We start from the raw sequence: 24,333 nt of genomic DNA, 5'->3' as shown, positions 1-24,333 counted from the left end.
CCTGTTGACCGCTGCAAATACGAGGTTCTCGGAATGGCGACCATACGCGATGTGGCGAAGCGTGCCGAAGTATCGGTCGGAACAGTGTCGCGCGTGCTGGCCGGAACAAAGGCCGTCAAAACTCACCTGAGAGAGCGTGTCCAGGCTGCCATCGAGGAACTCGACTATAAGCCGAACCAATCCGCCCGTGCCCTGCGAACAAATCGCGTGGACGTCATTGGCCTCGTCATTCCCGACATTACCAACCCCTTCTTCGCGCAACTTGCAAAAGCCATCGAAACCGAAGCGGCATCGCATGGCCAGTTCGTCATGCTGGCAAACACACACGACGACCCGGAGACCGAAACCCGGCAGATAACGGCACTGCTGGATCGCACGCCAAGGGGGCTGATCGTTGTGGCATCATCGGACTCTACGGATGCCACAATCGGCAGCGAGGTGCCCATTCTGTCGATCGACCGCCGCTTCCAGGACCGACCGTTGGTTTGCGTCGACAATTGGGAGGGATCGGTCCAGATCGCAGAGCATCTCCACTCTCTCGGTCATCGGCGAATTTGCTATATCTCAGGCCCCCCCAACACGGAGGTGGGCAGAGTGCGTCGAGATGGTTTCGTTCACCGGATCAGAGACCTGACAACGAGGAACGATCCCGTCGAGTTGGAGGTACATGATAGCCGTTTCAACTTTGAATCCGGTGAAAAGATCGGGCACGACATTCTGTCGAGACCGTCAGAGACAAGGCCTACAGCCGTGGCAGCGGCAAGCGATCAGATCGCAATCGGTGTCATGCGGGCAGCCCGGGACCGTGGATTAAGCGTGCCGATGGACCTCGCCGTGGCCGGCTTCGACGACATCGATGTGTCGGCGCTTGCCTTTCCGCGGTTGACCACGATCCGGCAGCCGGTCAACGCGCTCGCCAAGGCGGTCATTGCCCCGATCATGGATGTGTCGATAGAAGCGCAAGACGTCAAGTTGAAGGGCAGTCTGATTGTCCGCGGGTCGACGGTGACGTCGAGATGACTGGCTTGGCCTCCTTTATCCAGATGCCCGGGAGGGGAGGGACAGTTGCCACTGCAATGTGCGGATTGCGCGGCAAGACCTCTGACCGGCCGCCACGGTCGGCCCTTCGCACCCAACAGTCATCTATTCAATAAGGAATGCCGACGTCGACGAGACATGAATCCAAGGAAACATGCGGCGGTGTCTGAATGTGGCACCGTTAGGCCAGCAGGATCTTTGGCGTTTTCGTTACGAGGCCTTGCGGTATTGCGGGGCCGAGGCCACGTTAGCCGCGATTGTCGTAGGACGGGAGGCAAGCCGTGCGAGTTATTGGGGGGCAAGGACGCATACATGCCGTCTTTTGTCGGGGTGGTACCTCGAGAGCGGTCATGTTTCGTGGCAGTGACCTGCCGATGGACCGCTCGGCGCGGGACCGCATCTTCCTCCACGTCCTCGGTTCGCCGGACCCTTACGGGCGGCAACTGGATGGCATGGGGGCTGGCATCTCGTCGCTGTCGAAAGCGGTCATCGTGGAGCCCTCGGCGCGCGACGATGCAGATGTGGACTACACCTTCGTCCAGGTGGCTGTGAAGGAGCCCATCGTCGACTACGGGACCATGTGCGGGAACATGTCGTCCGCGGTCGGGCCCTTCGCCGTCGATGAGGGCATGGTGCAGGTCAGCGACGGGATCGCCACGGTTCGGGTCTTCAACACCAACACCGGAAAGCACTTCACCGCGCGTTTCCCGGTAAAGCATGGGCGCGCCGTTGAGGCGGGGGACTTCGAGATCCCGGGCGTCGCGGGAACCGGCGCCCGGATCAGGCTGGACTATGCTGATCCGGGCGGTGGCGCCTCTGGTGCGCTATTGCCGACGGGCCAGCCACGCGACATGCTCGAAGTTGCGGATACGGGCCGGTTCGAGGTGTCGATGGTGGACGTTTCCAACCCGGTCGTCTTCGTCCGCGCTGCCGATTTCGCCAGATCCGCGACCGAGGGCCCTGAGGAACTCGAAAGGGACACCGACCTGATGGACCGGTTAGACCGGGTCCGGCGCGCGGCTTCGGTGGCAATGGGCCTGTCAGGGACGCCGGGCGAAGCGATGCTCTCCGTTCCGAGGCTTGTGATGGTCGCCCCACCGGCCGATTTCGCCGCGCTTGACGGACGGCGGTACGGCGCGGCCGACTACCATGTCGCCACCCGTTCCGTATCTATGGGCAACATTCACCGCGCGATCATGCTGTCGGGGGCGATGTGCGTCGCCGTGGCCGCCAACATACCAGGGACCATTGTGAGCGAGCTGGCCATGTCCGCGGAGACAACGCTGGTCGGCACCCCGTCGGGCCTGGTGCCAGCCGAGGCCGAGATACGCCGGCATCGCGACGGCTGGGAGGCCGTTTGGGCCACCACCTACCGGACGCAGCGCAGGCTGATGGAAGGTGCCGTTCTTGTTCCGGCTGCTTTTCTGGAGGGCGCGACCTGATCGCAGTCGCGCCCCACCAATTCGTCACGGACGGCCGGCGTCCTCGGCCTAGACCGCGTCGCCTTCCATCCGCCGGGCGCGACGGCCGAGATAGATCGGCAGGGCCACCACGAGGATCGCCAGGACATAGAGGAGGACGCTCTTGTAGTTGCCGACCAGGATCCACCAGTCTCCACCGGAGATCGACAGCGCCCGGCGCAGGTTGTTCTCGAAGAGCGCCCCCAGCACGAAGCCAAGGATCACCGGCGCCAGCGAGAAGTCGAGCTTGCGCAGGAACCAGCCGAAGACGCCGAGACCGGTGATCATCATGAGGTCGAACGGGTTGCCGACAATGGTGTAGATCCCGATGAAGGCCAGGATCGCGATCATCGGCGTCAGGTATTGCTGCGGGATGGTCAGCATCCGTGCGAAGATCCCAACCAGCGGCAGGTTGATAACCAGAAGCGCCACGTTGCCGATGTACATCGAGGCGATGAGGCCCCAAGCGACTTCCGGCCGCTGGCTGAACATCATCGGACCCGGCTGGATATTGAACATCAGCAGTGCACCGAGCAGGATCGCCGTGGTGCCCGAACCGGGGATGCCGAGCGTCAGCATTGGCACCATTGCACCGCCGGCGGCGGCGTTGTTGGCCGCTTCCGGCGCAGCGAGGCCGCGAACGTCGCCTGTGCCGAAAGTGCCGTCGTTGTCTGAGATCCTTTTCTCGGTGCCGTAGGCAACCGCCGAGGCAACGGAGGCGCCGGTGCCCGGCAGGATGCCGATGAAGAAGCCGATGACCGAGCAGCGAACGATGGTCCACTTGGTCTTGGCAAGATCGGCCCAGTTCACGAAGCTCTTGTCCACCGGTAACGATTTCAGCCTGCCGGAGACCTGCTGCTCGACCAACGTCAACAGCTCAGCCATGCCGAAGAGGCCGACCACGACGATCAGGAAGTCGATGCCGGCCAGGATGTCGGGAATGCCAAACGTGTAGCGCGGGATGCCCGTGTTGGCGTCGATGCCGATGGTCGCAAGCATCAGTCCGATCAGGGCGCCGAGCAGAGTCTTGACCGTACTCTTGCCCACCAGCGAGGCCAGCGAGGCAAAGGCGAAGACCATCAGTGCCACATAATCGGCCGGCGAGAAGGTGACCGCGAAGGCCGAGAGGACCGGCGCGAAGAGCGACAGCAGGATCACCGCGAATGTGCCGCCGACAAAGGAGGCAATTGCCGAGAGCGAGAGCGCCTTTCCGGCATTTCCCGCCCGCGCCATCGGGTTGCCGTCGAGCGTGGTCATCACTGCGCCGGCGTCACCCGGAACGTTAAGCAGGATCGAGGAGATCCGCCCGCCGTACTCGGCGCCGTAGTATATGCCCGCGAGCAGGATCAGCGCCGATTCCGGACTGAAGCCAAGGCTGTAGGCGATCGGCAACAGGATCGCGACGCCGTTGATCGGCCCGAGCCCCGGCAGCGCGCCGATCAGCGTACCGGCGACGCAACCGACCAGCACCAGAAAAAGATTGAACGGGTCGAGCGCGACGCCAAAGCCAGTCGCGAGGCCGCTTAGAACGGTTTCCATCAGGAGGCTCCTTCCGCATTGGCAGGCTGCTCGGCAGGTGCATTTTCGAACAGGGCCTCGATGATATCGCCCTGTGGCAGGTTCAGGTCGAGTAGCACCGCGCAGAGCAGGTATCCCCCAATGCCCGCCGCGATCCCGAAGATCACCGCACGCAGAATGCCAGCGCCCAGCATCGCAGACAGGATCGTACCGAAGAGGATGGTCGAGAGGATGAAACCGAGGGGCTCGTAGAGCTGCCCATAGGCCAGGAGCAGGACAACCGTGGCGGCCAGCCGAAACCAGGTCTGCCCGGCGACGCCGATCTCATCGGTGTCCGGTTTCCACAGGATGATCAGCAAGCAGATGATCGCCACGATGGAGAGAATGCGCGGCCAACTCTCGGGGCCGAGCGGATCGTATTGGAATGGCGCGCTGATCGCGGTGAAGGCGATGACCGAATAGGCCAGCGTCACGATCAGCATCGCCCCGGCAAAGATGCGGTCTGCCATGTTAGCTCCCCCTAGACATCAGAATTCCCAAAGTGGGTAACCGGCCCGCGCGAGCGGCGCAGGCCGGGCCCCAAAGGCATCAGGTCACTGGATCAGGCCAGCTTCCTTCGCGATGTCGCGCAGGTTCTGGACCCGCTGTTCGATAGAGGCCTGCAACTCCTCGCCGGCCATATTGAGCGGCAGCAGTCCTTTCTCTTTCTGAACGGCGGCAAACTCCTCGGTCGCATAGGCCGCCTGGAAGGCGTCCACCCAATTCTGGTAGTCCTCATCAGAGACGTCGCCGCCCATGTAGAAGCCGCGCAGAATGGTCCACTCGACGTCGTAGCCCGCCTCCTTGGCGGTCGGGAATTCGGCGAAAGGTTCGTCGAGTCGCTCCGGTGACAGCACAGCCAGGATTCGCATCTGGCCGGATTCGAGATGCGGAACCATCTCGCCGACGTCGCCGGTGTAGATCTCGATCGATCCGCCGAGCAGTGCTGCGATGGCATCGCCGCCGCCGTCGAAGGCAACGTAGCGCATGTCCATCGGCGACGCGCCGGCCGCCTTCAACAACAGAGCGCCCTTCATCCAGTCCTGCGAACCAACCGAGCCGCCAGCCCCCAGGACGACACTTCCGGGATCGGCCGCGAAGTCGTCCATCAGCTGTGAGAGGCTCTCGTACTTGCTGTCGGCCCGCACCACGACGGCGCCGAAGTCGGCCCCTGCGGTGGCAAGCCAGCGTACGTCCTTCTCGGTGAATTCGCCGTACTTGCCAGTGACGATATTCAAGAGGGACCCCGTCGAGAAGGCGACGATGGCTGAGCCGTCATCGGTGCGGGTGGTATTGAAAAGATTGAAGGCCACCGCGCCGATTCCGCCGGGCATGAAAGTCACCTGCACCGGCTCGGACATATGGGGTTGAAGGCCGGTCTGGGCGATCCGGCAGGTAAGGTCGAAGCCGCCGCCGGGGTTGGCCGGCGCGATGCATTCGGGCTTGTCGATCATGCTCTGGGCAAAGGCGGGGAGCGCGAGGCCGGCCGCGACGACGGCCGCGGCGCTAAGACGAGTCAATAGCAATGGATGTTCCTCCCTAGGATATTGCGTTTCTTTTCCGTCCGGTTCCAACCCGGTACTTAAGGACTAGCACACTTTTCCCGCATGGGAATCGTGTCGCGACCTCCAGACGACGCGTCGCGCTGAATCAATATGCCATCGTCCCATTGGATCGCGGCCCGGTCTTTCGGTACTACTCGGAACGGATTTCGATATCGCGGGGCCGCGCTGGCACCTGCCTGACGGGAAGGACCGAACACATGACCACCGCGGGACCCATCTTGCGCCGCATCATCAACGACCGCCGGGCCGTTCTGGTGCCGGGCGTGATGAATGCGCTGGCCGCGCGAATTGCCGAGGACGCGGGCTTCGAGGCGCTCTACGTCACCGGCGCCGGCGTTTCTAACGCCTATCTGGGCCTGCCCGATGTCGCCTTTCTCAGCCTGACCCAACTTGCCGACCACGTCGCTGCCATCCGCAACGTGACCAAGTTGCCCCTGATCGTTGACGGCGACACCGGCTTCGGCAACGAAGTCAACACATGGCATACGATCCGTACATTGGAACGTGCTGGCGCCAACGCCGTACAGCTGGAGGATCAGGTGTTCCCGAAGCGTTGCGGCCATTTCGACGGGAAATCGGTGGTCGGGGTTGACGAGATGGCGCGCAAGATTGCCGCCGCCGCCGACGCGCGGCACGATCCCGACTTCCTGATCATCGGCCGAACGGATGCATACGCCACTGAAGGGCTCGACGCCGCACTCGACCGGGCGCGCCGCTACATTTCCGCAGGAGCCGACATGACCTTTGTCGAAGCCCCACGCCGGATCGAGGACATCTCGCGTATCGCAACTGAACTCGAGGTCCCCCAAGTGGTCAATATCGTTATTGGCGGCAAGACGCCCCCGATGGAGCAAGCCGAACTGGCACGTGCAGGCGTCGGCATCGCGCTTTACGCCAACGCGGCGTTGCAGGGGGCCATGCTGGGAATGAAAACCGCACTCTCCGCGTTGATGTCATCCGGGAAATTGACGGAAGACTCAGGACTCGTCGTCCCATTCGAGGAACGCCAGCGCCTTGTCGGCAAGCCGCATGTGGACGCAATCGAGAGTAAATTTGTGGATCTATAGGTTGGGTTATTCACCAAATCTGCCGAGAGCGACTTCAGCGGCAAAGAAATACCACGACGCGCGCAAGCCCAAGCCAGGCCCGCCAAGATCCCTCACATGGTCCAAAGGTCAGACGCAGACAACCCGTTTCAAACGGTCCAGGTATCGGGTTTGATTAGGCGGAAATGGTGCCCGGGGGCGGAATCGAACCACCGACACAAGGGTTTTCAATCCATCGGAACTTCGCGAGTGGAGCATGCTTGCGGTGGAATTGCATAAGAACTGCATATGCAGGCCCTATGGAAAATGGCGATTTTTTGGGGGCCCTGAGGGCGAGGTCTGTAAGCGCGTGCGCGTGCACCGGGTGGGATGTGCATCATGAACATCGATGTGGCAGATCGATATCCAAATGCTCTTTATGTTTATAAAACATAAAGAGTCCATACTGCTGTTGACCGGAATGAGCGACACTCCACCTTGCAGATATTCCTAGCCGAACCCAGTCTAGCATCGCCTTCGTGTCGGTTACGCCAACCTTGCGGTCTTTCGCCGTAAGCGCAGTGGTCCCTGCCGTACTGACCCTGCTTCCGGCAAGGCGGCGAGAACCGGACATTCACGCGTGGTAGCGCCAAGCTTCGCTCGTCGAAACCTTCTCTACCGTTAGGTTTTCTTGGATGATGTCAGTCTTTCAATGCACACGAAAAACTAGATGCGTCTCTTGGATCACCACTCCCGTCATATTGCGCGACACTTGGATAGGCGCACACTGGCCGAGCATCGGCGGGCTGCGCCTGCGCGTCAAGCCAAGAGTGGATTATTTGGTTTGGCGCTTCGTCGGTCCGCGACCACCTGTCTATCTCATTGTCGATGTTGTAGAAAGTACGGCCCGCTTTCCTGTCGTACCAAAGGTTGCCCACGATCCCCTGCGCGGCCGGTTGCGCTCCGGTCGCGAGAGTGGTGTGGCCGATGACTGCCTCCGTATGGGCGTGGGCGTGGTGGGCGTTGTCGTAGTAGACCCCGTCTTCCATCAGGTGGCGGACCCCGTCCGGGCCGAATTGACCGAAGTAACGCTGCAGCAGGTCGCCGCGCAGCTGATACACAGTGATCTGGAAGATGAGGCGTGGCTTGTCCTCGGCTATTGCACCGTTCGCCAAAGACACGCCAGAAAGAGGGCGCAACTGGCTCTATGGACAATTGGCTTTATCAACATCGAAGGCTTCTTCCAATCGTCGGTCGGCCCGCGCGGTGCGCGGGCCGTGGGGGGCCGTCAGCTTTCCGGCACGACATCCGGGAACGTCCAGCTGCCGTCGAGGATTTCGGCGCGCGGCCCATAGAGCCGTACGGTATAGTTCCAGCCCGGCGTGATGGGGATGCAGTTTATCCGCCCGTCCTCGCAGTCGCCGAAATGGATGGTGTAGGAGCCGTCCTCATTCGGGGTGGCCGAGGTGTTGTTGTAGCTGTTCCGCCCCAGATCGTTGGGCGCGAGGAATCCGTCGGCGTCGTAGACGGTGATCGACCAGAAGGCGTCCACCGGCACGTCGTGCAGCGTCACTGCATGCGGGGTCTCGCCGTCATTCATATCGACGGCGTCGACAAATGCACTGGCCGTGGTGGCCGGCTGCCCCGCCCAGCCCGCCATCCCGATCAGATGGCCAAGCGGGTCCACCTCGTCGCGACGGCCAAAGGCGGTGCTGGCATCGAGGCCGACGGCAGCGGCGAGGTCGCTGACCGCTTTCCGCGCTGCCTCAAGGTTTTCAAGGTCCCACTCCGGCGCCTCGAAGGGTCCGCTTCCGCCGCCTGCGAGGCGTATTCCGTCCTGCATGGCATGGGCGCGGGCGGCGTCGTCGGGATCGCCCGCGTCGATGAAGGTGCGGAACAGGAGCATCGCGAAGCGGGTCCCGACCTCGTCCTCTGTCAGCTCATAGGCACCTGGTTCGGCATAGGCGAAATTGTAGTGGTCCTGGCTGATCACCAGCACGGACTGGAACCGCCCGTCGCCCTCGGGCAGCGTCACCGTCACCGGCTCGGACAGGTCGATGATGGCGGACGAATACAAGGTGTCCTGGTTGGGCCGAATGATCGGCTGCGGCCCGTCGGCGGAGACGACCTGACGCTCATGGGCGATCTCGCCGACGTTGGTCCCGTTGGTCTGCATGGTGAGCCGGAACATCGTATCGCTCTCGGCGCGCATGAGGTTCTGGATCGTGATGTCCTCGGCGAGGATTGGCGCGGGTGCGGAGAGCGCAATGGCAAGAAGAAGATATCGCATGTTCTCTGTCCTTTCCGTCAGTTCACCGGCTCGACGCCGGGGAAGGTCCAGCTTCCGTCCAGCACCTCCGGCGCCGCCCGATAGAGCCGCACGGTGTATTGCCACCCCTCGACGAGAGGCAGGCAATTCACGCGCCCGTCCTCGCAACCGCCCATGTGCACGGTCATGGAGCCGTCCGCATTACGCTCACCCATGACCGAATTGACAACGTAGGCGCCCATCGCATTCGGCGCGAAATAGCGATCCGCATCGTAGACGCTCACCGACCAGAAATCCTTGACCGGCACGTCGCCCGGCACCTCGATCTTGTATTCACCCACGGGCAGGTTCGGCGCGATCCCGAGATAGAGCGCCTCTTCCTCGGGCAAGCCACCCCAGCCGCCGGCAGTGCCGATGAAATGCCGCACCGGATCGACATCCTCCTTCTTGCCGAACATGCGGAAACTGTCCGGGAGGTAAGCGCCGACACCGACGGCGGCCTTCACGAGCCCCTTGTAGCTCTCCTCGTCATAGGGCGGAACGACGAAGGGTTCGGACGAGGCGGCCTCGATCGACATCTGGTCCTGGATCGCGTGCACTGCGGCCAGATCCTCGGGGTCAGTCGCATCCAGCAGCACGCGCAGATAGACGGCGACAAAGGGCGTGTGGAACGTGTCCATGTTGAGCGCATAGGTGCCGCCGCCGTGGAAGACCTCGTTGAGGTAGTGATCCTGGTTGATGACCATCGCCGACATGTAGCGGTCGCCGACATCGGGGAGAGTCAAGGTGGCGCTCTCGCTGATATTGACGATCGCGGCGCTATAGAGCGTGTCCCGGTTCGCGCTGATGGTCGTTTGAGCATCGACGGGCATCATATCGCGGAAATGGTAGAACCTGTTCACCCCGCCGGCGAGTGCAACATATTTGTCGAACTCGATATCGGTCGCCGCCCGGATGAAGCTGTCTACAGTGACTGGGATTTCTTGCGCTTCGAGCAGGGCGTCGAGATGATCGCCCGCGATTTCGGCCTGCGCGGAAATGCTGGTAAGCAGCGTCGCTGAGACGGCAATTGCCAATGGATTCCAAGCCAATTTCATATCGATAACCTTCCGAGATTTGCCGGGTGAAGATTACCATGGACGAACCGGTCATTTTGCGACAATTCTTGGGAATGCCGCGCTATATGGTCAACCTTATCGAGCTTGCGCATGTGGTGGATCTTCTCGACCGCTACGCCTCTCGGGGCGTGGTCGACAGGGCGTTGAACGCCGCCGAGATTGACCGCGCCATGCTGGGGCAGGCGCAGTGCTTCGTGCCCTATTCCGCTGAGGCGATGGTTGTGGAAACCGTGGCCCGCGCGATCGGCGACAGGCATCTGGGAGCACGGCTCGGACGGGACTTCGACTACTTGGCTTACGGCTCCTATGCGGATTTCGTTCTGGGCGCGCCGGATCTCGCGACCGCGCTCGACCGGGGGCGGCGCGCGCTGATGTGTACCCATCCGGGATCGGATATCGGCCTGCGGCAGACCGGCCGGCACATTGTCGTGGGACGGAACTCGTCCGGGCTCTCGGCCATCGGACACCGGCATCTCGACGAAGGTGCCATATTCGTCATCGCCAATGTCGCCCGGCATTTCCTCGGGGCGGACTGGCGGCCAGATTGGGTCGAACTTCCGGGAACGGTGAAGGAACCCAACGCGGAACTTGGCCGGATGATGAGGGCCCCTGTCCGGATGGGCTCGGCGATGCCGGGGGTCGCGATCCGGCTGTCAGAACTCGGCACATTCAATCCCCGCCCGCCTGCCCCCGACAGAACCTTGTCGCTCGATGCCTTGGCCAAGCTGATGGGCGTTGCCCCCAGCCAGTCCATGCCGGACGCCGTCCTTCACTCGCTGCGTATCAATCTTGTGACGGGAATCGCTTCGGAAGCGGTCGTGGCGCGCCAACTCGCGCTCGGACCGCGAACCCTACAGCGCGCACTTGAGAAGGAGGGGACGTCTTTTCGCGAACTGCGCGCCCGCTTCATCCGGGACGAGGCGTGCAGGTTGCTGGCCGAGGGTGATATGCGGATCGATGATATCGGGAAACGCCTCGGCTACACGGAGCCACGAAGCTTTCGCCGTGCCTTCAAGACCTGGACCGGGCTATCGCCGCGGCAGTACCGGACAACCGCTCGCGACGCGTGACGCGATAAGAAACTTCAATATCGTTCCGACTGTTGAAGGCGCGGGTTGCCGAGAGTCACGCATCTCCTGGCCGAAAGACTCCGAATTGATCCCGGTCACTGTCCTTGGGACCTGAAGGCTTGCTGTGGTTTGGGCCGCAAGGAACAGCAAGCGCCTATTCCCGCTCACACTGGCGAGGAACGTGGAGTTCCTCGAATTCAACAGATCCGAAGTTTGGGTGATGCGCAACCCAGACCACCAACTGAGTGCAAGGATGCCGGCCCGGACGAACGGTTACCTCGTTGAATCTTTTGGTGCCCGGGGCCAGAACCGAACCACAGACACATAGAGCAACGACGGGTCTATTTTTTCCGCCTCGGAGGACGTGCATCGCCTCCATGCCGCGCCTTGCCCGCCTTCCCGACGCTGGCTTTTGCCCGGGCCTTGTTCTTCTTGCTCGAGGGCTTTCCAACGGGTGGTGGTGGCCCCTTGGGCTTTCTTCGGGGCTCGGCGGAAGCATCGCTGCTGCTTTCCGTGCTTTTCGAGCGAAGCGCGGCAGGGTCTGCAGCGGTCCGCTTGCCGGATTTGTGGCGTGGCTTCCGCGCTTCAGACGGCTCAGGTGCGTCCACCTTCGGTTCCAGCGCGCCTCTCCGATGGTGGCCCGGTCCAGACCGAGGACGTTCGCCCCTGGCCGGACGTGGGTTCGGACCACGGCTGTCCTTCGTGAGGTTCGGCGGTTCGTCGAGCCGGTCCAGCTTGATCCCATCTTCCACCATCATGTCCGCGCCGACGCGATCCAAAAAGGCGGCAGCGCTTTCCTCACGGATTTCCACGAACGTCTCTTCAGGCTGAATCCGGATCGCCCCGATGTCGTCTCTGGTGATACCTCCGGCTTTGCACAGCATCGGCAGCAAACGACGCGGGTCGGCATTCTGGTTGCGCCCGCAGGACAGCGTGAACCAGACGCTGGGGCCGAACTCCCGGCGCGGCCTTTGCACCGCGTCGATGCTCGTCAGCTCCTCGGGCGCTGAATGCTGGGCCCGATAGAGGCTCAGGAAGGCACAGGCGATCTGTTCGACCGAGAATTGCTCGACCAGCTTGCCGATCACCTCAGGCTCGGACTCTCCGGTGCCGATCTTCCAGATCGGATCCTCCAACATGCGTGTCTCGTCGCGCGCCATGACAGCTTCGGCCGAGGGGGCGGCACCCCAGTCTGCCTTGATCTTTGCTGCGCCGAGTAGGCGCTCGGCCTTCTTGCGGAACTTCGGCTGCACGACCAGCGCGCTTACGCCCTTGCGGCCGGCTCGACCAGTGCGTCCCGACCGGTGCAACAGGGTCTCATGGTTCGACGGTAGCTGGGCATGAACCACGAGGTCCAGGTTCGGAAGGTCGATGCCGCGGGCGGCGACATCGGTCGCCACGCAGACCCGTGCGCGCCCGTCCCGCATCGCCTGCAGCGCATGGGAGCGCTCGGTCTGCGACAGCTCGCCGGACAGCGCGACGACCTGAAAACCTCGATTGGAGAGGCGCGTGGTCAGGCGATTGACCATGTCACGCGTGTTGCAGAACACGATGGCGTTGGGAGCCTCGTGGAACCGCAAAGTATTGATAACGGCGTTCTCGGCATCGCGCTCCGCCACCAGCATCGCGCGATACTCGATGTCCGCGTGCTGGGCCGCTTCCGACCGGGTAACGACGCGAACCGCGTCCTTTTGGTAGCGTCTGGCAAGCTGTTCGATCGAGGCCGGTACGGTTGCCGAAAACAGCAGGGTCTGCCGGTGTTCCGGCGCCTCGCCAAGAATGAACTCCAGATCCTCGCGGAACCCGAGATCGAGCATCTCGTCCGCTTCGTCCAGCACCACCGCGCGTATCTCGCCAAGGTCGATGGTGCCGCGCGTGATGTGATCGCGCAGGCGACCCGGCGTGGCGACGACGATATGTGCGCCGCGGTCAAGCGCCCGGCGCTCGTCCCGCATGTCCATGCCGCCGACACAGGAGGCCACCGTCGCCCCCGCCTTCGCATAGAGCCATGTCAACTCGCGCTTGACTTGAAGGGCAAGCTCCCGGGTTGGCGCGATGATCAGTGCCAGCGGCTTGCCGGCCACGGCGAATGTCTCGTCTGCCCGCAGCAGATTTGACGCGATCGCAAGACCGAAGCCGAGCGTCTTTCCGGAGCCTGTCTGGGCCGAAACAAGAAGGTCAGCGCCGTCGAGATCAGAACTGGTCACGGCCTCCTGCACGGGGGTGAGCCTGGTATATCCGCGCTCCTCGAGCGCGTCGGCAAGAGCCTGTTTCACGGATGGGTCTCCATCTGCAGATATCTGCCCGTGCGGTCCTGCGCCATGGAGCAACATGAGGTATCGCGAGGCACAGGACATGCCCGCCGCCGCCAATAGGGAAGCGCCGGCCCAGCATTCGAAACCCAACGAACTGCGTTCTTGAAAGTGGTGCCCGGGGGCGGAATCGAACCACCGACACGAGGATTTTCAATCCACTGCTCTACCCCTGAGCTACCCGGGCATGGGTGTGCTTCTCGCACGGGGCTTGGGCCTTCTAGACGTGCCGCCGGGTATAGTCCAGAGGGCAGTTCGAAAAAAAATCAGGCGTCATACCGGGTGGGCAAAATGGCGTCGGGACGCTCGATTTCGTCGGCTTCCTCTTCGGTCGGAATGGTGTAGCTGCCGTTCAGCCACCGGGCCAGGTCGATATCGGCGCAGCGTCGGGAGCAGAAGGGGCGGTAGCGTTCCGCGCCGGGTTTTCCGCAGATGGGGCAGGTCATTGCAGGGACTCCGAGACAGTGCGGTCAAGGGGCAGGCGCTCGCGTTTGCGGTGCGCCTCGAAATGGCCGAGGGGCGTCCAGCCGGCCAAGGTCGTCTCGACCGGATCGCTGCGAAAGCCTGCGCGCAGGGCCTGTTCGACCTGCAGGCGGTCCTTCTTTGTCATGGGGGCGAAGTCGATGGCGATCTGGCCGCCGAGCCCGCGCAGGCGGAGCAGGCGGGGCAGGGCGCGCGCGGTTTCGACATTGGCCTTGAGGCCAGCCGCAAAGGAACTGTCCGCGCCGGTGTTCACATCCACCGCCACGAGCGCCCGCGTCGGTTCCACCGTCACCGAGCCGCCGCCGGGCAGGGCAACCGCAAAGCTCAAAGCCGCCGAGAGGTCGTCCAGCACGCCGCGTGTTTCGAAACAGCCCGCCTCCGTGACGACCTCGTCCGGGTCGCCCCATTCCCGCCAGGCGAGCGCATGGGCATCTGGGCCCTCCAGCAGAAGCTCGGCGGGGCCGTCCGCAGGGGCGGTCACCGCTTCGGCCAGGGAGCGCATTTCGGCTATGTCTTCTGCAATCTCGTCCTCCGGTGCGGTGGCCGCCTGGGAACGCAGGATGAGCCCGAACGGGCTCGCGTCCATCACGTCCACGGCGATGGACCGCAGGCGTACGCGAACCTCCTCATCGCGGATCTGGCGAGAGATGTTCAGGCCGGGGGCATCGGGCGTAACGATGGCGTATTTGGACTTGAAGAGCAGCTTCGACGTCACAGGAACCGCCTTGCCTGGCTCTGCATAGGCTGACACCTGCACCAGCACCGCCTGACCCTCGCGCAGGCCCTTCGGAGCCCGCAGGTAGCCCTTCCCATCGTGCAGGCGGACGAAGACGCCGCCCTGGCCCTTCATTGGGCGTTCCACGATCGCGCGGCATATGGATCCGGGGCGCAGCGGGCCATCCCCTGCGGGGTCGATCAGGAAATCCTCCAGGATACCGTCGCGACGATAGGCGGCGGCGCGACGGCCGGCGATGTGATCGAGGAAAACGCTCGTGCCTTTCATGCGGCGCGCCTGAAAACAGGATAGCCGGCGGCCTGCAACAGTCCTGCGGTTTCTGCGATCGGCAGGCCGACAATGCCGGTGTAGGAACCGCTGATCCACGGGATGAAGGCGCCCGCGGGACCCTGGATCGAGTATCCGCCCGCCTTGCCGTGCCAGTCGCCGGAGTCGAGATAGGCGTTCACTTCGAGATTGCTGAGATGCTTCATCCGCACAACGCTCATGACATCGCGTTCCCACACCCTCGCGCCCTTACGCACCACAACGGCTGTCACGACGCGGTGGCGCCGCCCGGAAAGCGCGTGGAGGAAAGCCGCAGCCTCTCCGGCGTCTTCCGGCTTTCCGAAGATGCGTCTGCCGAGGGCGACGGTGGTGTCGGCGGCAAGCACGAGGTCTTCCGGCGCACTTTCGACGGCCAGCGCCTTTTCCCGCGCGATCCGGCTGCAATAGGGACGGGGCAATTCGCCCTTCAGCGGCGCCTCGTCGATGTCCGGAGGGCGGATCAAGTCCGCGACCACGCCGATTTGCGCAAGCAACTCGCTACGGCGCGGGCTGCCCGAGCCGAGAATAAGGCGCATGACGCGCCTTACTTGAAGCGGTAGTTGATCCGACCCTTGGTCAGATCGTAGGGGGTCATTTCGACCTGTACCCGGTCGCCGGCCAGAACACGGATGCGGTTCTTCCGCATCTTCCCTGCCGTGTGCGCGATGATCTCATGGCCGTTCTCCAGCTCGACCCGGAATGTCGCGTTCGGCAGGAGTTCCTTCACGACACCAGGAAATTCGAGCATTTCTTCCTTGGCCATGGTCACTCCATAGTTGGTTTCTGCCCCCTTTCGGAGGGTGCCGGTTAAATGCGCCTCCCCAGTCCGTAAATCAAGGCCGATTCGGCACGGCGAGTCGCCGCAACGGAGCGATTCCCGACCGTTTCGCGGCGTCAGGCCGGTCCGCGAGCAGAGAAACGTGCCCGTCCGACCGGGTTTCGGCGATGGTGGCGGGGTCGACGTCCGCGAAGAGCCAGCCGGGGCGATTGAGCGGGCTGGCCGCGAGAATCCCGGCATCGGGGAAGGGCTGGTCCGGCGGTGCAAAGACGCCGGCGGACCCGACGTTCTCGTCGATCATGTCGACATCCGGAACCGGCCCGACTGTTTGCGCCAGAACACTGATGCACTGGTTTTCCAGGGCGCGCGCCCGCGCCGCGATACGCACCCGACTGTGCCCGGGAAGGGCTTCGGTGCAGGACGGGACAAGCAGGACATCGGCCGCGAGCGAGGCGCCAAGCTCCGGGAACTCGCTGTCGTAGCAGATCACCACGCCAATCCGCCCGAACGGTGTGTCGAAGGCAACGAGCGGATCGCCCGGTTCGAGCGGCGTGTTTTGGCGTTCCCACGGGGTCATGATCTGCTTGTCTTGCCAGCCCAGTCCGCCGTCCGGGGCGTGGAACGTGGCACGGTTTACGAGCCTTCCCGCGTCCCGCGTCGGTAGGGAGCCGGCCAGCAGGTGCACGCCGTGGGTCCTCGCCAATTCCGCGCAAAGCTTGGCAAAGTCCGCCGCCGCATCGGCCGAGCGCTCGCATATGGCCAGCGTCGATACGGGGCCGCGCGTTCCAACGAGGGCCGCCTCCATACCGGCATATTCGGGGAAGACGAGTAGATCCGCACCCGCCGTTGCAGCCTCCGCCACCCAGCGGTCGAGCTTCTCGGCGAGGGCGGCGAAATCCGGCAGGCGGTCCATGGGGTAGGCGGCCGCTGCGACGCGGAAGGGGCGGGGGGAACTCATAAGTCGCGCATCCAGAATTGCAGGTGTTTCTCAGTTTCGGTTGTGGCGTCGACATCCTTCCAGCGGAACCGGGCGACCGCGCCGGGGACCGGGGCGTAGCCGCGTGCGCGCCAGAAGCCGTCCAGGGGGCGGTAACCCGTCGGCCTGAGGGGATGTGTCTCCGGCCGGATCACCGCACAGAAGGCCGAGACGCGCCGCCCCAGATCACGGGCGTGGGCCTCGCGCAGGTCGAAGAAGCGGTGGCCGATACCTTGCCCTCGATAATCCGGCAGGAGCACGCTCTCGGCGCAATAGTAGACCGCGTCCGCCGCCAACTCGGCGTCGGTCAACGGCGCGGCAAAATCGTCGGCATGATCCTCCATCGGCGTACCGGTCGCGGCCCCCACCAAACGCCCGCCGTCAAATGCTCCCACCAGCAGGGCGCCGGCACTCTCCGCGTAGGAGGCCAGATAGCTCCGCTCGTAGGTCAAGTTGCCGTCGTAAAGATACGGAAAGGCGCGAAAGACCTCGATCCGGAGCGCGGCGAGATCATCGAGTGCCGCCAGAAGGGAAGCGCCTGTAAGGGTGCGAAGCGCGATGCTCATCCGGTGTTCTTGACCGTCGGCGGGCCGAACCGCTGCACCATCCGTTCAATGATCTGATCCCGGGACTGGCGGTACCGTGCGAGCTTTGCGTCGCGGGTTTCGCCGAGGCCCGTCGGGTCCATGATCGGCCAGTATTCGACGTCCAGATGGTAGAACCGCGTCAACTCTAGCGCCTTTCGCTGACTGGCCGGCGACAGCGCCACGATCAGGTCGAACCCGCCGAGGTCGTCGCCCCAGTCCTGCATCTCGTCGAAGCTGCGCGCGCGATGGCGAGCGAGTTCCACGTCCAACTCCTGGCAGACGGCGATGCAAAATCCATCGATCTCCAGATCGTTCTTCACACCGGCCGACTGGATGTAAAAATCGTGGCCGTAGAACCGCTTGGCGATTCCCTCGGCCATCGGGGAGCGCACCGCGTTGTGGTCGCAGGTGAAGAGGACCGAGGCCGGCGCATCCCCCATCCGTCAGCCTCCGAAGTGCAACACGCAGATCAAGGTAAAGAGCCGCCGGGCGGTGTGGGCGTCAATCTCCGCTTTGCCTTCCAGTCGCTCCTGAAGCACGCGCGCTCCTTCGTTGTGGATCCCTCGGCGGGCCATGTCGATCGCCTCGATCTGCGAGGGCGGCATCGTTTTCACGGCGGAGAAGTAGCTTTCGCAAATCTGGAAGTAGTCCTTCACCACTTGCCGGAAGGGGCCGAGGGAAAGGTGGAACTCCGTGATCGTCTGCTTTTCCTCGGTCGAGACGGCGAACACGAGCCGTCTGTCCCGGATGGCCAACGCCAGCCGGAAGGGGCCCTCGGGAGCCTTCGCGCCCTCGTGGGCGGGCAGCGCGAAGCTGTTGTCCTCCAGAAGGTCGAAGATCGCCACCTGCCGCTCCTGCTCGATCTCGGGCGTGGGGCGGACGTGGTGGTTGTCCTCGATTTCGATGTGGCAGATGCGGGAGGTGGTCATGCGTCCTCCTCGTTCAGCCTGTCGAGCCGTGCGCGGACGGACAGCCCGTGGGCCTCAAGGCTCTCGGATCTGGCCAGGATCTCGGCGGCGGGTCCGATGGTGTTCAGCGCGGCCGGGCTCATACGGGCGAGCGTGGTGCGCTTCATGAAGTCGAGCACGGAAAGGCCGCTGGAGAACCGGGCGGAGCGCGCCGTGGGCAGGACGTGGTTCGGGCCGCCGACGTAGTCGCCGATGGCTTCCGGCGTCCAGCTTCCAAGGAAAATCGCGCCGGCGTGGCGGATCTTTTCGGCGAGGGCTTCAGGTTCGGCCACGCAGAGTTCCAGATGTTCCGGCGCCACCCGGTTGGACAGCTCCGCCGCCTCGTCGAGATCCCGCACGGTGATGACTGCACCGTAGTCCCGCCAGCTCGGACCCGCGATGGCGTGCCGCTCCAGAGTTTCCAGCCGTTTCTCGACCGCCGCAACCACCGCCCGCCCGAAATCGGCATCCGGCGTGATAAGGATGGCCTGCGCGCTCTCGTCGTGTTCGGCCTGGCTCAGGAGGTCCACCGCGATCCAGTCCGGGTCGTTGTCGGCGTCGGCAATGACGAGGATCTCCGACGGTCCGGCGATCATATCGATCCCCACTTTCCCGAAAACCCGCCGCTTGGCCGCGGCGACGTAGGCGTTGCCGGGTCCGACGATCTTGTCCACGGGGGAGACGGTTTCGGTGCCGTAGGCCAGCGCTGCGATCGCCTGGGCGCCGCCCACGCGGAAGACGGTGTCCACACCGGCAACCTTGGCGGCAAGCAGGACGAGCGGGTTCACCGTGCCGTCGGGGGTGGGGACGGTCACGACCAGCCGCTCCACCCCGGCGACGCGGGCGGGGATGGCGTTCATGAGGACGGAGGACGGGTACGAGGCCAGCCCGCCCGGCACGTAGAGGCCGGCCGCCTCCACCGGGGTCCAGCGCCAGCCAAGGGTTGCGCCGTCCGGGTCCGTCCACTTCGCATCGTCGGGCATCTGGCGGGCGTGGTAGGCGCGGATGCGGCGTGCGGCGTGCTCCAGTGCGGCCTTCTCGGCGTCGGGCACGCGGGCGCATTCGGCGGCGATCTCGTCGTCGGAGAATGCCAGCCGGTCCGGGGTCAGCGCCAGCCGGTCGAACCGCTCGGTCAGCTCGATCACGGCCGCGTCCCCGCGCGCGCGCACGTCGTCGATGATGGCGGCCACCGCGGCGTCCACGTCCGGCGCGTCCTCGCGCTTGGTGGTCAGGAAGGCGGCGAAGCGGGCTTCGAAATCGGCGTCGGCGGTGTTCAGGAACTGGGGCATGGGCACTCCTTGTCCGCGCCGTGATACCGCCCGCGCGGCCCGGCCTCAAGCGAGGCTTGCGCGGGGCGGCCGGCGGGGGCCGGCGTGGGAGGCGTGCGGTTGGGACGCGCGACCCCGGGGGGCAGGCGACGTCCCACGGGTGGGACGGGGGTGTGGCAAGCGATATCAACGTGTTGCGGGGGCACATTAACGATCCGTCAAGGATTTGCCCCCGAGGTCTGGGCAAATGTCCAGCTCTTTGGCGCCCCTTGCGTGACCTGCGTCATGGAGAGGTTGGCCGGAGTCTGGTATACGCTAACACCATGGGAAACGCGCTATCGACTGCTCCGAATTTGGGGGAGGGGGAGTCATGGCACTCATCAAGATCATAGGCTCGGGCCGCGACGATACCATCATCGGGACCGGCATTGCGGAAGAGATCATTGCCAGTTTGGGAGACGACTTCGTCGACGCCGGCGGTGGCAATGACTATGTCAGAGGCGGCGAGGGCGACGATGTGCTCCTTGGCGGCGACGGCGACGACCGGCTGTTCGGCGGTGCCGGCAGCGATGTGCTGAAGGGCCAGCGCGGGCAGGATTCGATCAGGGGCGGCACCGGGCCGGATGTGCTGATCGGTGGCGCCGGACGGGACACGCTGATTGGCGATGCGGATGACGACATCCTGGTCGGCGGATACGCGGACCTCGATGCATGGAGGTACGACTACTGGACCCTCTACGAGCTTGGCGTCGGGGTCGGCGACGGTGAGCGGGACGTGTTCGTCGTCAACGCTTATGCCGGGGACGGAAGCGACCACATCCTCGACTTTGAACCGTTCATCGACGTGCTGCGATTCAAGCAAAATGATATCGTGGACGTCTGGTATACGCCCGCGGGCCTGTCGCTGAAGACGGCGACCGGCGGCGGGGTTTCGCTGGGGTATGACGTCACGCTCTATGAGCTGTCGGAAAGCCTGCAAGGCACGCATTTCTTCGATCCGGTCACGAATGCCGCGCAGATCAAGAACCTGTCCGATCCGACCGGCGGCAGCGCGCCCGAAATCTCCGGGGATGGAAACATCGTCGTCTACGGTGACGGGTACCGGTATGATAATGCGACGGAAACGACCACGCACATCACGAGCGGTGCGAATGGCACAAGCCGGGCTTTCTCGCTGTCCACCGACGGCATGAAGGTGGTGTTCGAGAGCGAGGCCACCAATCTCGTTTCTGGTGAATCGGACCTGAACGCGGCGCAGGATGTCTTCCTTTACGATGCGGCGTCCGGAACGACGATCAACCTGACCTTCGGGGCCAACGGCGACTCCGGCGGTGCGTCCATTTCCGGCGACGGCGGGCTTGTGGCCTTTGCCAGTTCGGCGACCGATCTTGTTGCCGGTGAGACGGATGCAAATGGGTACGGGGATATTTTCCTGCGTAACCTGAGCACGGGAGAGACCCTGAACGTGACCCATGGCGCGGATGGCGAAAGCTACGCGGCATCGATATCGGCAGATGGCTCGACACTCGCCTTCGAGAGCCGGGCGACGAACCTCGCGGATGGCCCAACCGAGACGTATGGGGACGTCTTCCTTTACGATGTCGCCTCGGGAGACTTCGTCAACATCACCAGTGGCGGAGGCGGTTTCGATCCCGTGATCTCCGGCGATGGAAGCCGTGTTGTCTACAGCACCTACGAAGCGATCTACCTTTACGATGTGGCGACGGGGGAAAGCGAACGGATCTCGCCGTTCAACGAACGCGAACGCATGAACGAGAACCCCGATATCTCCGACGACGGGTCCACGGTCGTTTACAACAACCGCGGCGGCCGGTGCGATTTTGCCCAGCTCTTCGTCTATGACGTCGCAAGTGGGGAAACCGAGGAAGTGGTGTTCGAGGGAGCCGTGGTTCCGGGGGACTACGACTGGTGCGTCGGCGCGGTTCGTGCCGATCCGGCTATGTCGGCCGACGGATCGCGGTTGGCCTTTGAAAGCAACATCGTGAACCTGGAGGAAGGGCCGATCGACGTGAATGGTGAGGCGGTGGACGTCTTCCTCTACGACTTCGCGTGAGCCGTCTGCCCACTGGTGTCAGGCCTGTGGGCGGGTGGGCTCACAACCCGTGCTTCGGCACGTGTCCGGAGGGGGCGAGGTAGGGGCGCGTGACGTCGCGGAGGGTCACGTTGAGGCATTCGACGTCCAGCGCGATGGCGCCGTCGCCGGCGAGCACGAGTTCCACGCGGCCGGTGCCGTCTTCGCCCGGTGCGAAGGAGATGGTGAGAATCGACAGGATTGTGTCCTTGTCGGAGCGGTCGATGCCTTGGCTCGCAACCTTGGTCACATCGTCGATCAGCAGAAGGCTTTGGACCCGCTCGTAGGGGCGGCCGCGTTGCTCCGCGGCGGCGCGGTCCTCCCAACGGAACCGGTTGAGCAGGAGAGCGAAGCGGCGGCGGGGCCTGTCCCACGTCATTTCGGTGATGGGCAGGACGGCGTCTTGGACCATAGCCGAGATCACGTGGAGGTCATCGGCGTCCGTCGCGGCCACGAAGACCGGCCGTTCGGCCCCTTCCTCGAAAGTCGCGTCAGACATCTTCGCTCACCCGTTCGATATTGGCACCCACCGCGTTCAGCTTCTCCTCCACCCGCTCGTAGCCGCGGTCAAGGTGGTAAACGCGGTTCACGACCGTCTCGCCCTCCGCGCCGAGGGCGGCGAGGATCAGGGAGACGCTGGCGCGCAGGTCGGTCGCCATGACGGGGGCGCCCTTGAGCTTGTCCACGCCCGTGACCGTGGCAGTGCCGCCGTGGACCTCGATCTGGGCGCCCATGCGGACCAGTTCGGGGGCGTGCATGAAGCGGTTCTCGAAGATCCGCTCCTCCAGTTCGCTGACCCCGTCGGCGGTGCACATGACGGCCATCATCTGCGCCTGCAGGTCCGTGGGGAAGCCGGGGAAGACCTCCGTCACCACGTTGACCGCGTCCACCCGGCCGTTGCGGCGGCGGACGTTGATGCCTGTGTTGGTCTGGCGGACGTCGATGCCGCAGGCGTCGAGCTTCTCGCAGAAGGCGCCGAGCAGGTCGATGCGGCCGCCCACCAGTTCCACCTCGCCGCCCGCGATGGCCGGGGCGAGCATGTAGGTGCCGGTCTCGATCCGGTCGGCCACGACGGGATGGGTCGCGCCGTGCAGGCGGTCAACGCCGTCGATGGTGATGGTGTCCGTTCCCTCGCCGTCGATCTGCGCGCCCATCTTGCGCAGGCAGTCCACGAGGTCGACGATCTCCGGCTCCCGCGCCGCGTTGCGCAGCACGGTCGTGCCCTTGGCGAGCGTCGCCGCCATCACGACGTTCTCGGTCGCGCCGACGGAGGCGAAGCGGAGGGGGATATCCGCGCCCTTGAGCCCGCCAGGAGCCTTGGCGTGCAGGTAGCCCTCCTTCAGCTCGATCTCGGCCCCCATGGCCTCCAGCGCGGAGATGTGGATGTCCATCGGGCGGGCGCCGATGGCACAGCCGCCGGGCAACGAGACGGTGGCGTGGCCGTGCCGCGCCAGCAGCGGGCCGAGGACGAGGTTGGAAGCGCGCATCTTGCGCACGATCTCGTAGTCGGCCACCGGGTTGTCGGCGGCGTGGCTCGACATGGCGATCACCTTGCCATCCTGCATGGTCTGCACCTCGGCGCCGAGGGATTGCAGCAGCAGGGACATGGTGCGGATGTCCGAGAGGCGCGGCGCATTGGTGAGCGTCAGCGGCTCCTCGCTCAGCAGCGTCGCGGGCATCAGCGTCAGACACGCGTTCTTCGCCCCGGAAATGACGATCTTTCCGCTCAGAGGGCCGTTGCCCCGCACGAGGATCTTATCCATCCCTGCCTGACTCCTGCTCGTGTTCCGGCCGGCCCTGCGCCTCTGCCGCCGCCGCATCGCCGGCCGCCTCTGACGAGCGCACCCGCGCCTGCGCCTTGCGGCGTTGCAAATTGGCCTTCAATGCCTGTTTCAAACGCTGCTCCCGGTCTCCGCCGGGCCCGTTCTTGCTCGCGTCTCTGCCCATGCAGCGCACTTACGCGAGGGCAGGCGTCAGGTCCAGTCTCCATGCGCCGCAGGCATGCCGAATTGCGCAACCGTTGCGAAAATCTGCTTGCACTCGGCGTCCGGTGCCGTATATCCCGCCTCCACATTCGGACGCCGCAGTAGCTCAGTGGTAGAGCGCACCCTTGGTAAGGGTGAGGTCGGGAGTTCAATCCTCCCCTGCGGCACCACGCTCTCCTCATTGTTTGCGATAGAACAAAGGCTCCGCTGAGGCGGCTTGGCTTTTAACCACCTCTGACCGCACCTTCGGAGCGCCGGTGTGAGTAGTTCAGCAGGCGATTGTTTTGCGGGAGCTCGCAGCCGGCGGCGCAGATCGCAGGGGGCAAAAAAATAGTCGCGCGGCGGAACGGTTTTCAGCTGGCGGGGTGGGCCGGCTGGCAAATTGGTCCTGTCATCGTCAACGGCGGGCGATGTCGGTTTTCGGACTTTTGACGCCAGCAATCCGGGGTGCAGCGCGAGGTTGGGTGCGGCCATAATCAGGATGTAGCGGGATCGGACGCGTATGACGTCGCGACGGACCGTCCGGACCATGCAGCCAGCGGCCTTGCGCCGGCCGAGCCCAAGGATGGCTCACCCACGCATCGGCGCAATCCGAGAGATCCTGTTGTCTGTCGACGGGCTCGACGATGAGGTCAGAAGGCCCTCTTGATCCGTCTGCACCGCACGCTCGACGAAACGGATCTCATGAAGGCGCTTCACGCTAGGGCGGGGTGCCCCGAGCAGGCGTGATACGTGCAATCTTGTGCCGCTTCCCTCGGGTT

The 24,333-nt window shown here is 64.1% G+C and carries 23 protein-coding genes and 2 tRNA genes; 6 read left to right on the top strand and 19 right to left on the bottom strand.

Features of this window, described 5'->3' with window-relative positions:
- Positions 1–33 precede the first annotated feature (33 nt).
- Together BM075_RS15880 and BM075_RS15875 are read left to right on the top strand one after the other, a co-directional pair.
- A complete protein-coding gene (locus BM075_RS15880; protein WP_093361685.1) occupies positions 34–1,020 on the top strand; it encodes a LacI family DNA-binding transcriptional regulator in 987 nt (328 codons plus the stop codon).
- 299 nt (positions 1,021–1,319) lie between these two features.
- The gene (locus BM075_RS15875) at positions 1,320–2,480 is read left to right on the top strand and encodes a 2-methylaconitate cis-trans isomerase PrpF family protein (protein WP_218152862.1); all 1,161 of its coding nucleotides are present in this window, start codon (positions 1,320–1,322) and stop codon (positions 2,478–2,480) included.
- 48 nt (positions 2,481–2,528) lie between these two features.
- Here BM075_RS15875 and BM075_RS15870 read toward each other — a convergent pair whose 3' ends face one another.
- The 3 genes from BM075_RS15870 to BM075_RS15860 all read right to left on the bottom strand — a co-directional run bounded on the left by BM075_RS15870 (position 2,529) and on the right by BM075_RS15860 (position 5,629).
- Positions 2,529–4,037: a tripartite tricarboxylate transporter permease gene (locus BM075_RS15870; RefSeq protein WP_093361683.1), complete on the bottom strand. Its 1,509-nt coding sequence runs from the start codon at positions 4,035–4,037 to the stop codon at positions 2,529–2,531.
- On the bottom strand, positions 4,037–4,525 hold the full coding sequence (locus BM075_RS15865) for a tripartite tricarboxylate transporter TctB family protein (protein WP_093361682.1): 489 nt from the start codon (positions 4,523–4,525) through the stop codon (positions 4,037–4,039). The genes BM075_RS15870 and BM075_RS15865 overlap by 1 nt, the downstream gene beginning before the upstream one ends.
- 84 nt (positions 4,526–4,609) lie before the next feature.
- Positions 4,610–5,629: a Bug family tripartite tricarboxylate transporter substrate binding protein gene (locus BM075_RS15860; RefSeq protein WP_245758868.1), complete on the bottom strand. Its 1,020-nt coding sequence runs from the start codon at positions 5,627–5,629 to the stop codon at positions 4,610–4,612.
- Between the two features lie 188 nt (positions 5,630–5,817).
- Here BM075_RS15860 and BM075_RS15855 point away from each other — a divergent pair, with 188 nt between their 5' ends.
- On the top strand, positions 5,818–6,687 hold the full coding sequence (locus BM075_RS15855) for an isocitrate lyase/PEP mutase family protein (RefSeq protein ID WP_093361681.1): 870 nt from the start codon (positions 5,818–5,820) through the stop codon (positions 6,685–6,687).
- Between the two features lie 659 nt (positions 6,688–7,346).
- Here the strand turns inward: BM075_RS15855 and BM075_RS15850 are convergent.
- From BM075_RS15850 to BM075_RS15840, 3 genes are all read right to left on the bottom strand, one after another.
- Positions 7,347–7,820 (bottom strand): alkaline phosphatase family protein, encoded by a 474-nt coding sequence (locus tag BM075_RS15850; protein WP_177208376.1) that lies wholly within the window; start codon positions 7,818–7,820, stop codon positions 7,347–7,349.
- Between the two features lie 113 nt (positions 7,821–7,933).
- The gene (locus tag BM075_RS15845; protein ID WP_093361679.1) at positions 7,934–8,935 is read right to left on the bottom strand and encodes a DUF1214 domain-containing protein; all 1,002 of its coding nucleotides are present in this window, start codon (positions 8,933–8,935) and stop codon (positions 7,934–7,936) included.
- Between the two features lie 17 nt (positions 8,936–8,952).
- Entirely contained in the window at positions 8,953–10,011 is a 1,059-nt protein-coding gene (locus tag BM075_RS15840) for a DUF1214 domain-containing protein (protein ID WP_093361678.1), read from the bottom strand.
- Between the two features lie 38 nt (positions 10,012–10,049).
- Between BM075_RS15840 and BM075_RS15835 the strand changes: the two genes are divergently transcribed.
- Positions 10,050–11,102: an AraC family transcriptional regulator gene (locus tag BM075_RS15835; RefSeq protein ID WP_093361677.1), complete on the top strand. Its 1,053-nt coding sequence runs from the start codon at positions 10,050–10,052 to the stop codon at positions 11,100–11,102.
- 341 nt (positions 11,103–11,443) lie between these two features.
- Here BM075_RS15835 and BM075_RS15830 read toward each other — a convergent pair whose 3' ends face one another.
- The 11 genes from BM075_RS15830 to hisD form a co-directional block, all read right to left on the bottom strand.
- Positions 11,444–13,378, bottom strand: a complete 1,935-nt coding sequence (locus tag BM075_RS15830; protein WP_093361676.1) for a DEAD/DEAH box helicase — start codon at positions 13,376–13,378, stop codon at positions 11,444–11,446.
- Between the two features lie 148 nt (positions 13,379–13,526).
- Positions 13,527–13,601, bottom strand: a tRNA-Phe gene (locus BM075_RS15825).
- A gap of 79 nt (positions 13,602–13,680) precedes the next feature.
- Positions 13,681–13,860 carry a DNA gyrase inhibitor YacG gene (locus BM075_RS15820; RefSeq protein WP_093361675.1) on the bottom strand — a complete coding sequence of 60 codons (180 nt, stop codon included), beginning with the start codon at positions 13,858–13,860 and terminating at the stop codon, positions 13,681–13,683.
- Complete coding sequence (locus BM075_RS15815) at positions 13,857–14,900, bottom strand: ribonuclease E/G (RefSeq protein WP_093361674.1); 1,044 nt, start codon at positions 14,898–14,900, stop codon at positions 13,857–13,859. Before BM075_RS15815 ends, BM075_RS15820 begins: the two co-directional genes overlap by 4 nt.
- The gene (locus BM075_RS15810) at positions 14,897–15,475 is read right to left on the bottom strand and encodes a Maf family protein (RefSeq protein ID WP_093361673.1); all 579 of its coding nucleotides are present in this window, start codon (positions 15,473–15,475) and stop codon (positions 14,897–14,899) included. Before BM075_RS15810 ends, BM075_RS15815 begins: the two co-directional genes overlap by 4 nt.
- Before the next feature lie 8 nt (positions 15,476–15,483).
- Positions 15,484–15,702 carry a translation initiation factor IF-1 gene (gene infA / locus BM075_RS15805; RefSeq protein WP_037209844.1) on the bottom strand — a complete coding sequence of 73 codons (219 nt, stop codon included), beginning with the start codon at positions 15,700–15,702 and terminating at the stop codon, positions 15,484–15,486.
- A 70-nt stretch (positions 15,703–15,772) separates the two neighbouring features.
- Positions 15,773–16,675, bottom strand: coding sequence for a carbon-nitrogen hydrolase family protein (locus tag BM075_RS15800; protein ID WP_093361672.1), 903 nt, complete (start codon positions 16,673–16,675; stop codon positions 15,773–15,775).
- Entirely contained in the window at positions 16,672–17,259 is a 588-nt protein-coding gene (locus BM075_RS15795) for a GNAT family N-acetyltransferase (protein ID WP_093361671.1), read from the bottom strand. Before BM075_RS15795 ends, BM075_RS15800 begins: the two co-directional genes overlap by 4 nt.
- Positions 17,256–17,720: an arsenate-mycothiol transferase ArsC gene (locus tag BM075_RS15790; RefSeq protein ID WP_093361670.1), complete on the bottom strand. Its 465-nt coding sequence runs from the start codon at positions 17,718–17,720 to the stop codon at positions 17,256–17,258. The genes BM075_RS15795 and BM075_RS15790 overlap by 4 nt, the downstream gene beginning before the upstream one ends.
- 3 nt (positions 17,721–17,723) lie before the next feature.
- On the bottom strand, positions 17,724–18,209 hold the full coding sequence (locus BM075_RS15785; protein ID WP_093361669.1) for a UPF0262 family protein: 486 nt from the start codon (positions 18,207–18,209) through the stop codon (positions 17,724–17,726).
- Positions 18,206–19,516: a histidinol dehydrogenase gene (gene hisD / locus BM075_RS15780; protein ID WP_093361668.1), complete on the bottom strand. Its 1,311-nt coding sequence runs from the start codon at positions 19,514–19,516 to the stop codon at positions 18,206–18,208. The genes BM075_RS15785 and hisD overlap by 4 nt, the downstream gene beginning before the upstream one ends.
- Before the next feature lie 349 nt (positions 19,517–19,865).
- Between hisD and BM075_RS15775 the strand changes: the two genes are divergently transcribed.
- Positions 19,866–21,569: a PD40 domain-containing protein gene (locus BM075_RS15775; protein WP_093361667.1), complete on the top strand. Its 1,704-nt coding sequence runs from the start codon at positions 19,866–19,868 to the stop codon at positions 21,567–21,569.
- 40 nt (positions 21,570–21,609) lie between these two features.
- Here BM075_RS15775 and BM075_RS15770 read toward each other — a convergent pair whose 3' ends face one another.
- Positions 21,610–22,086 (bottom strand): DUF2948 family protein, encoded by a 477-nt coding sequence (locus BM075_RS15770; RefSeq protein WP_093361666.1) that lies wholly within the window; start codon positions 22,084–22,086, stop codon positions 21,610–21,612.
- Positions 22,079–23,350: a UDP-N-acetylglucosamine 1-carboxyvinyltransferase gene (gene murA / locus BM075_RS15765; protein WP_093361665.1), complete on the bottom strand. Its 1,272-nt coding sequence runs from the start codon at positions 23,348–23,350 to the stop codon at positions 22,079–22,081. The genes BM075_RS15770 and murA overlap by 8 nt, the downstream gene beginning before the upstream one ends.
- Before the next feature lie 317 nt (positions 23,351–23,667).
- Between murA and BM075_RS15760 the strand changes: the two genes are divergently transcribed.
- A tRNA-Thr gene (locus BM075_RS15760) sits at positions 23,668–23,742 on the top strand.
- Positions 23,743–24,333: the final 591 nt, after the last annotated feature.

This window comes from Tropicimonas isoalkanivorans (genome assembly GCF_900112335.1).
Classification (GTDB): Bacteria; Pseudomonadota; Alphaproteobacteria; order Rhodobacterales; family Rhodobacteraceae; genus Tropicimonas; species Tropicimonas isoalkanivorans.
The sequence above is the reverse complement of the archived record's forward strand: the minus strand, read 5'-3'. Positions and strand labels throughout refer to the sequence as shown.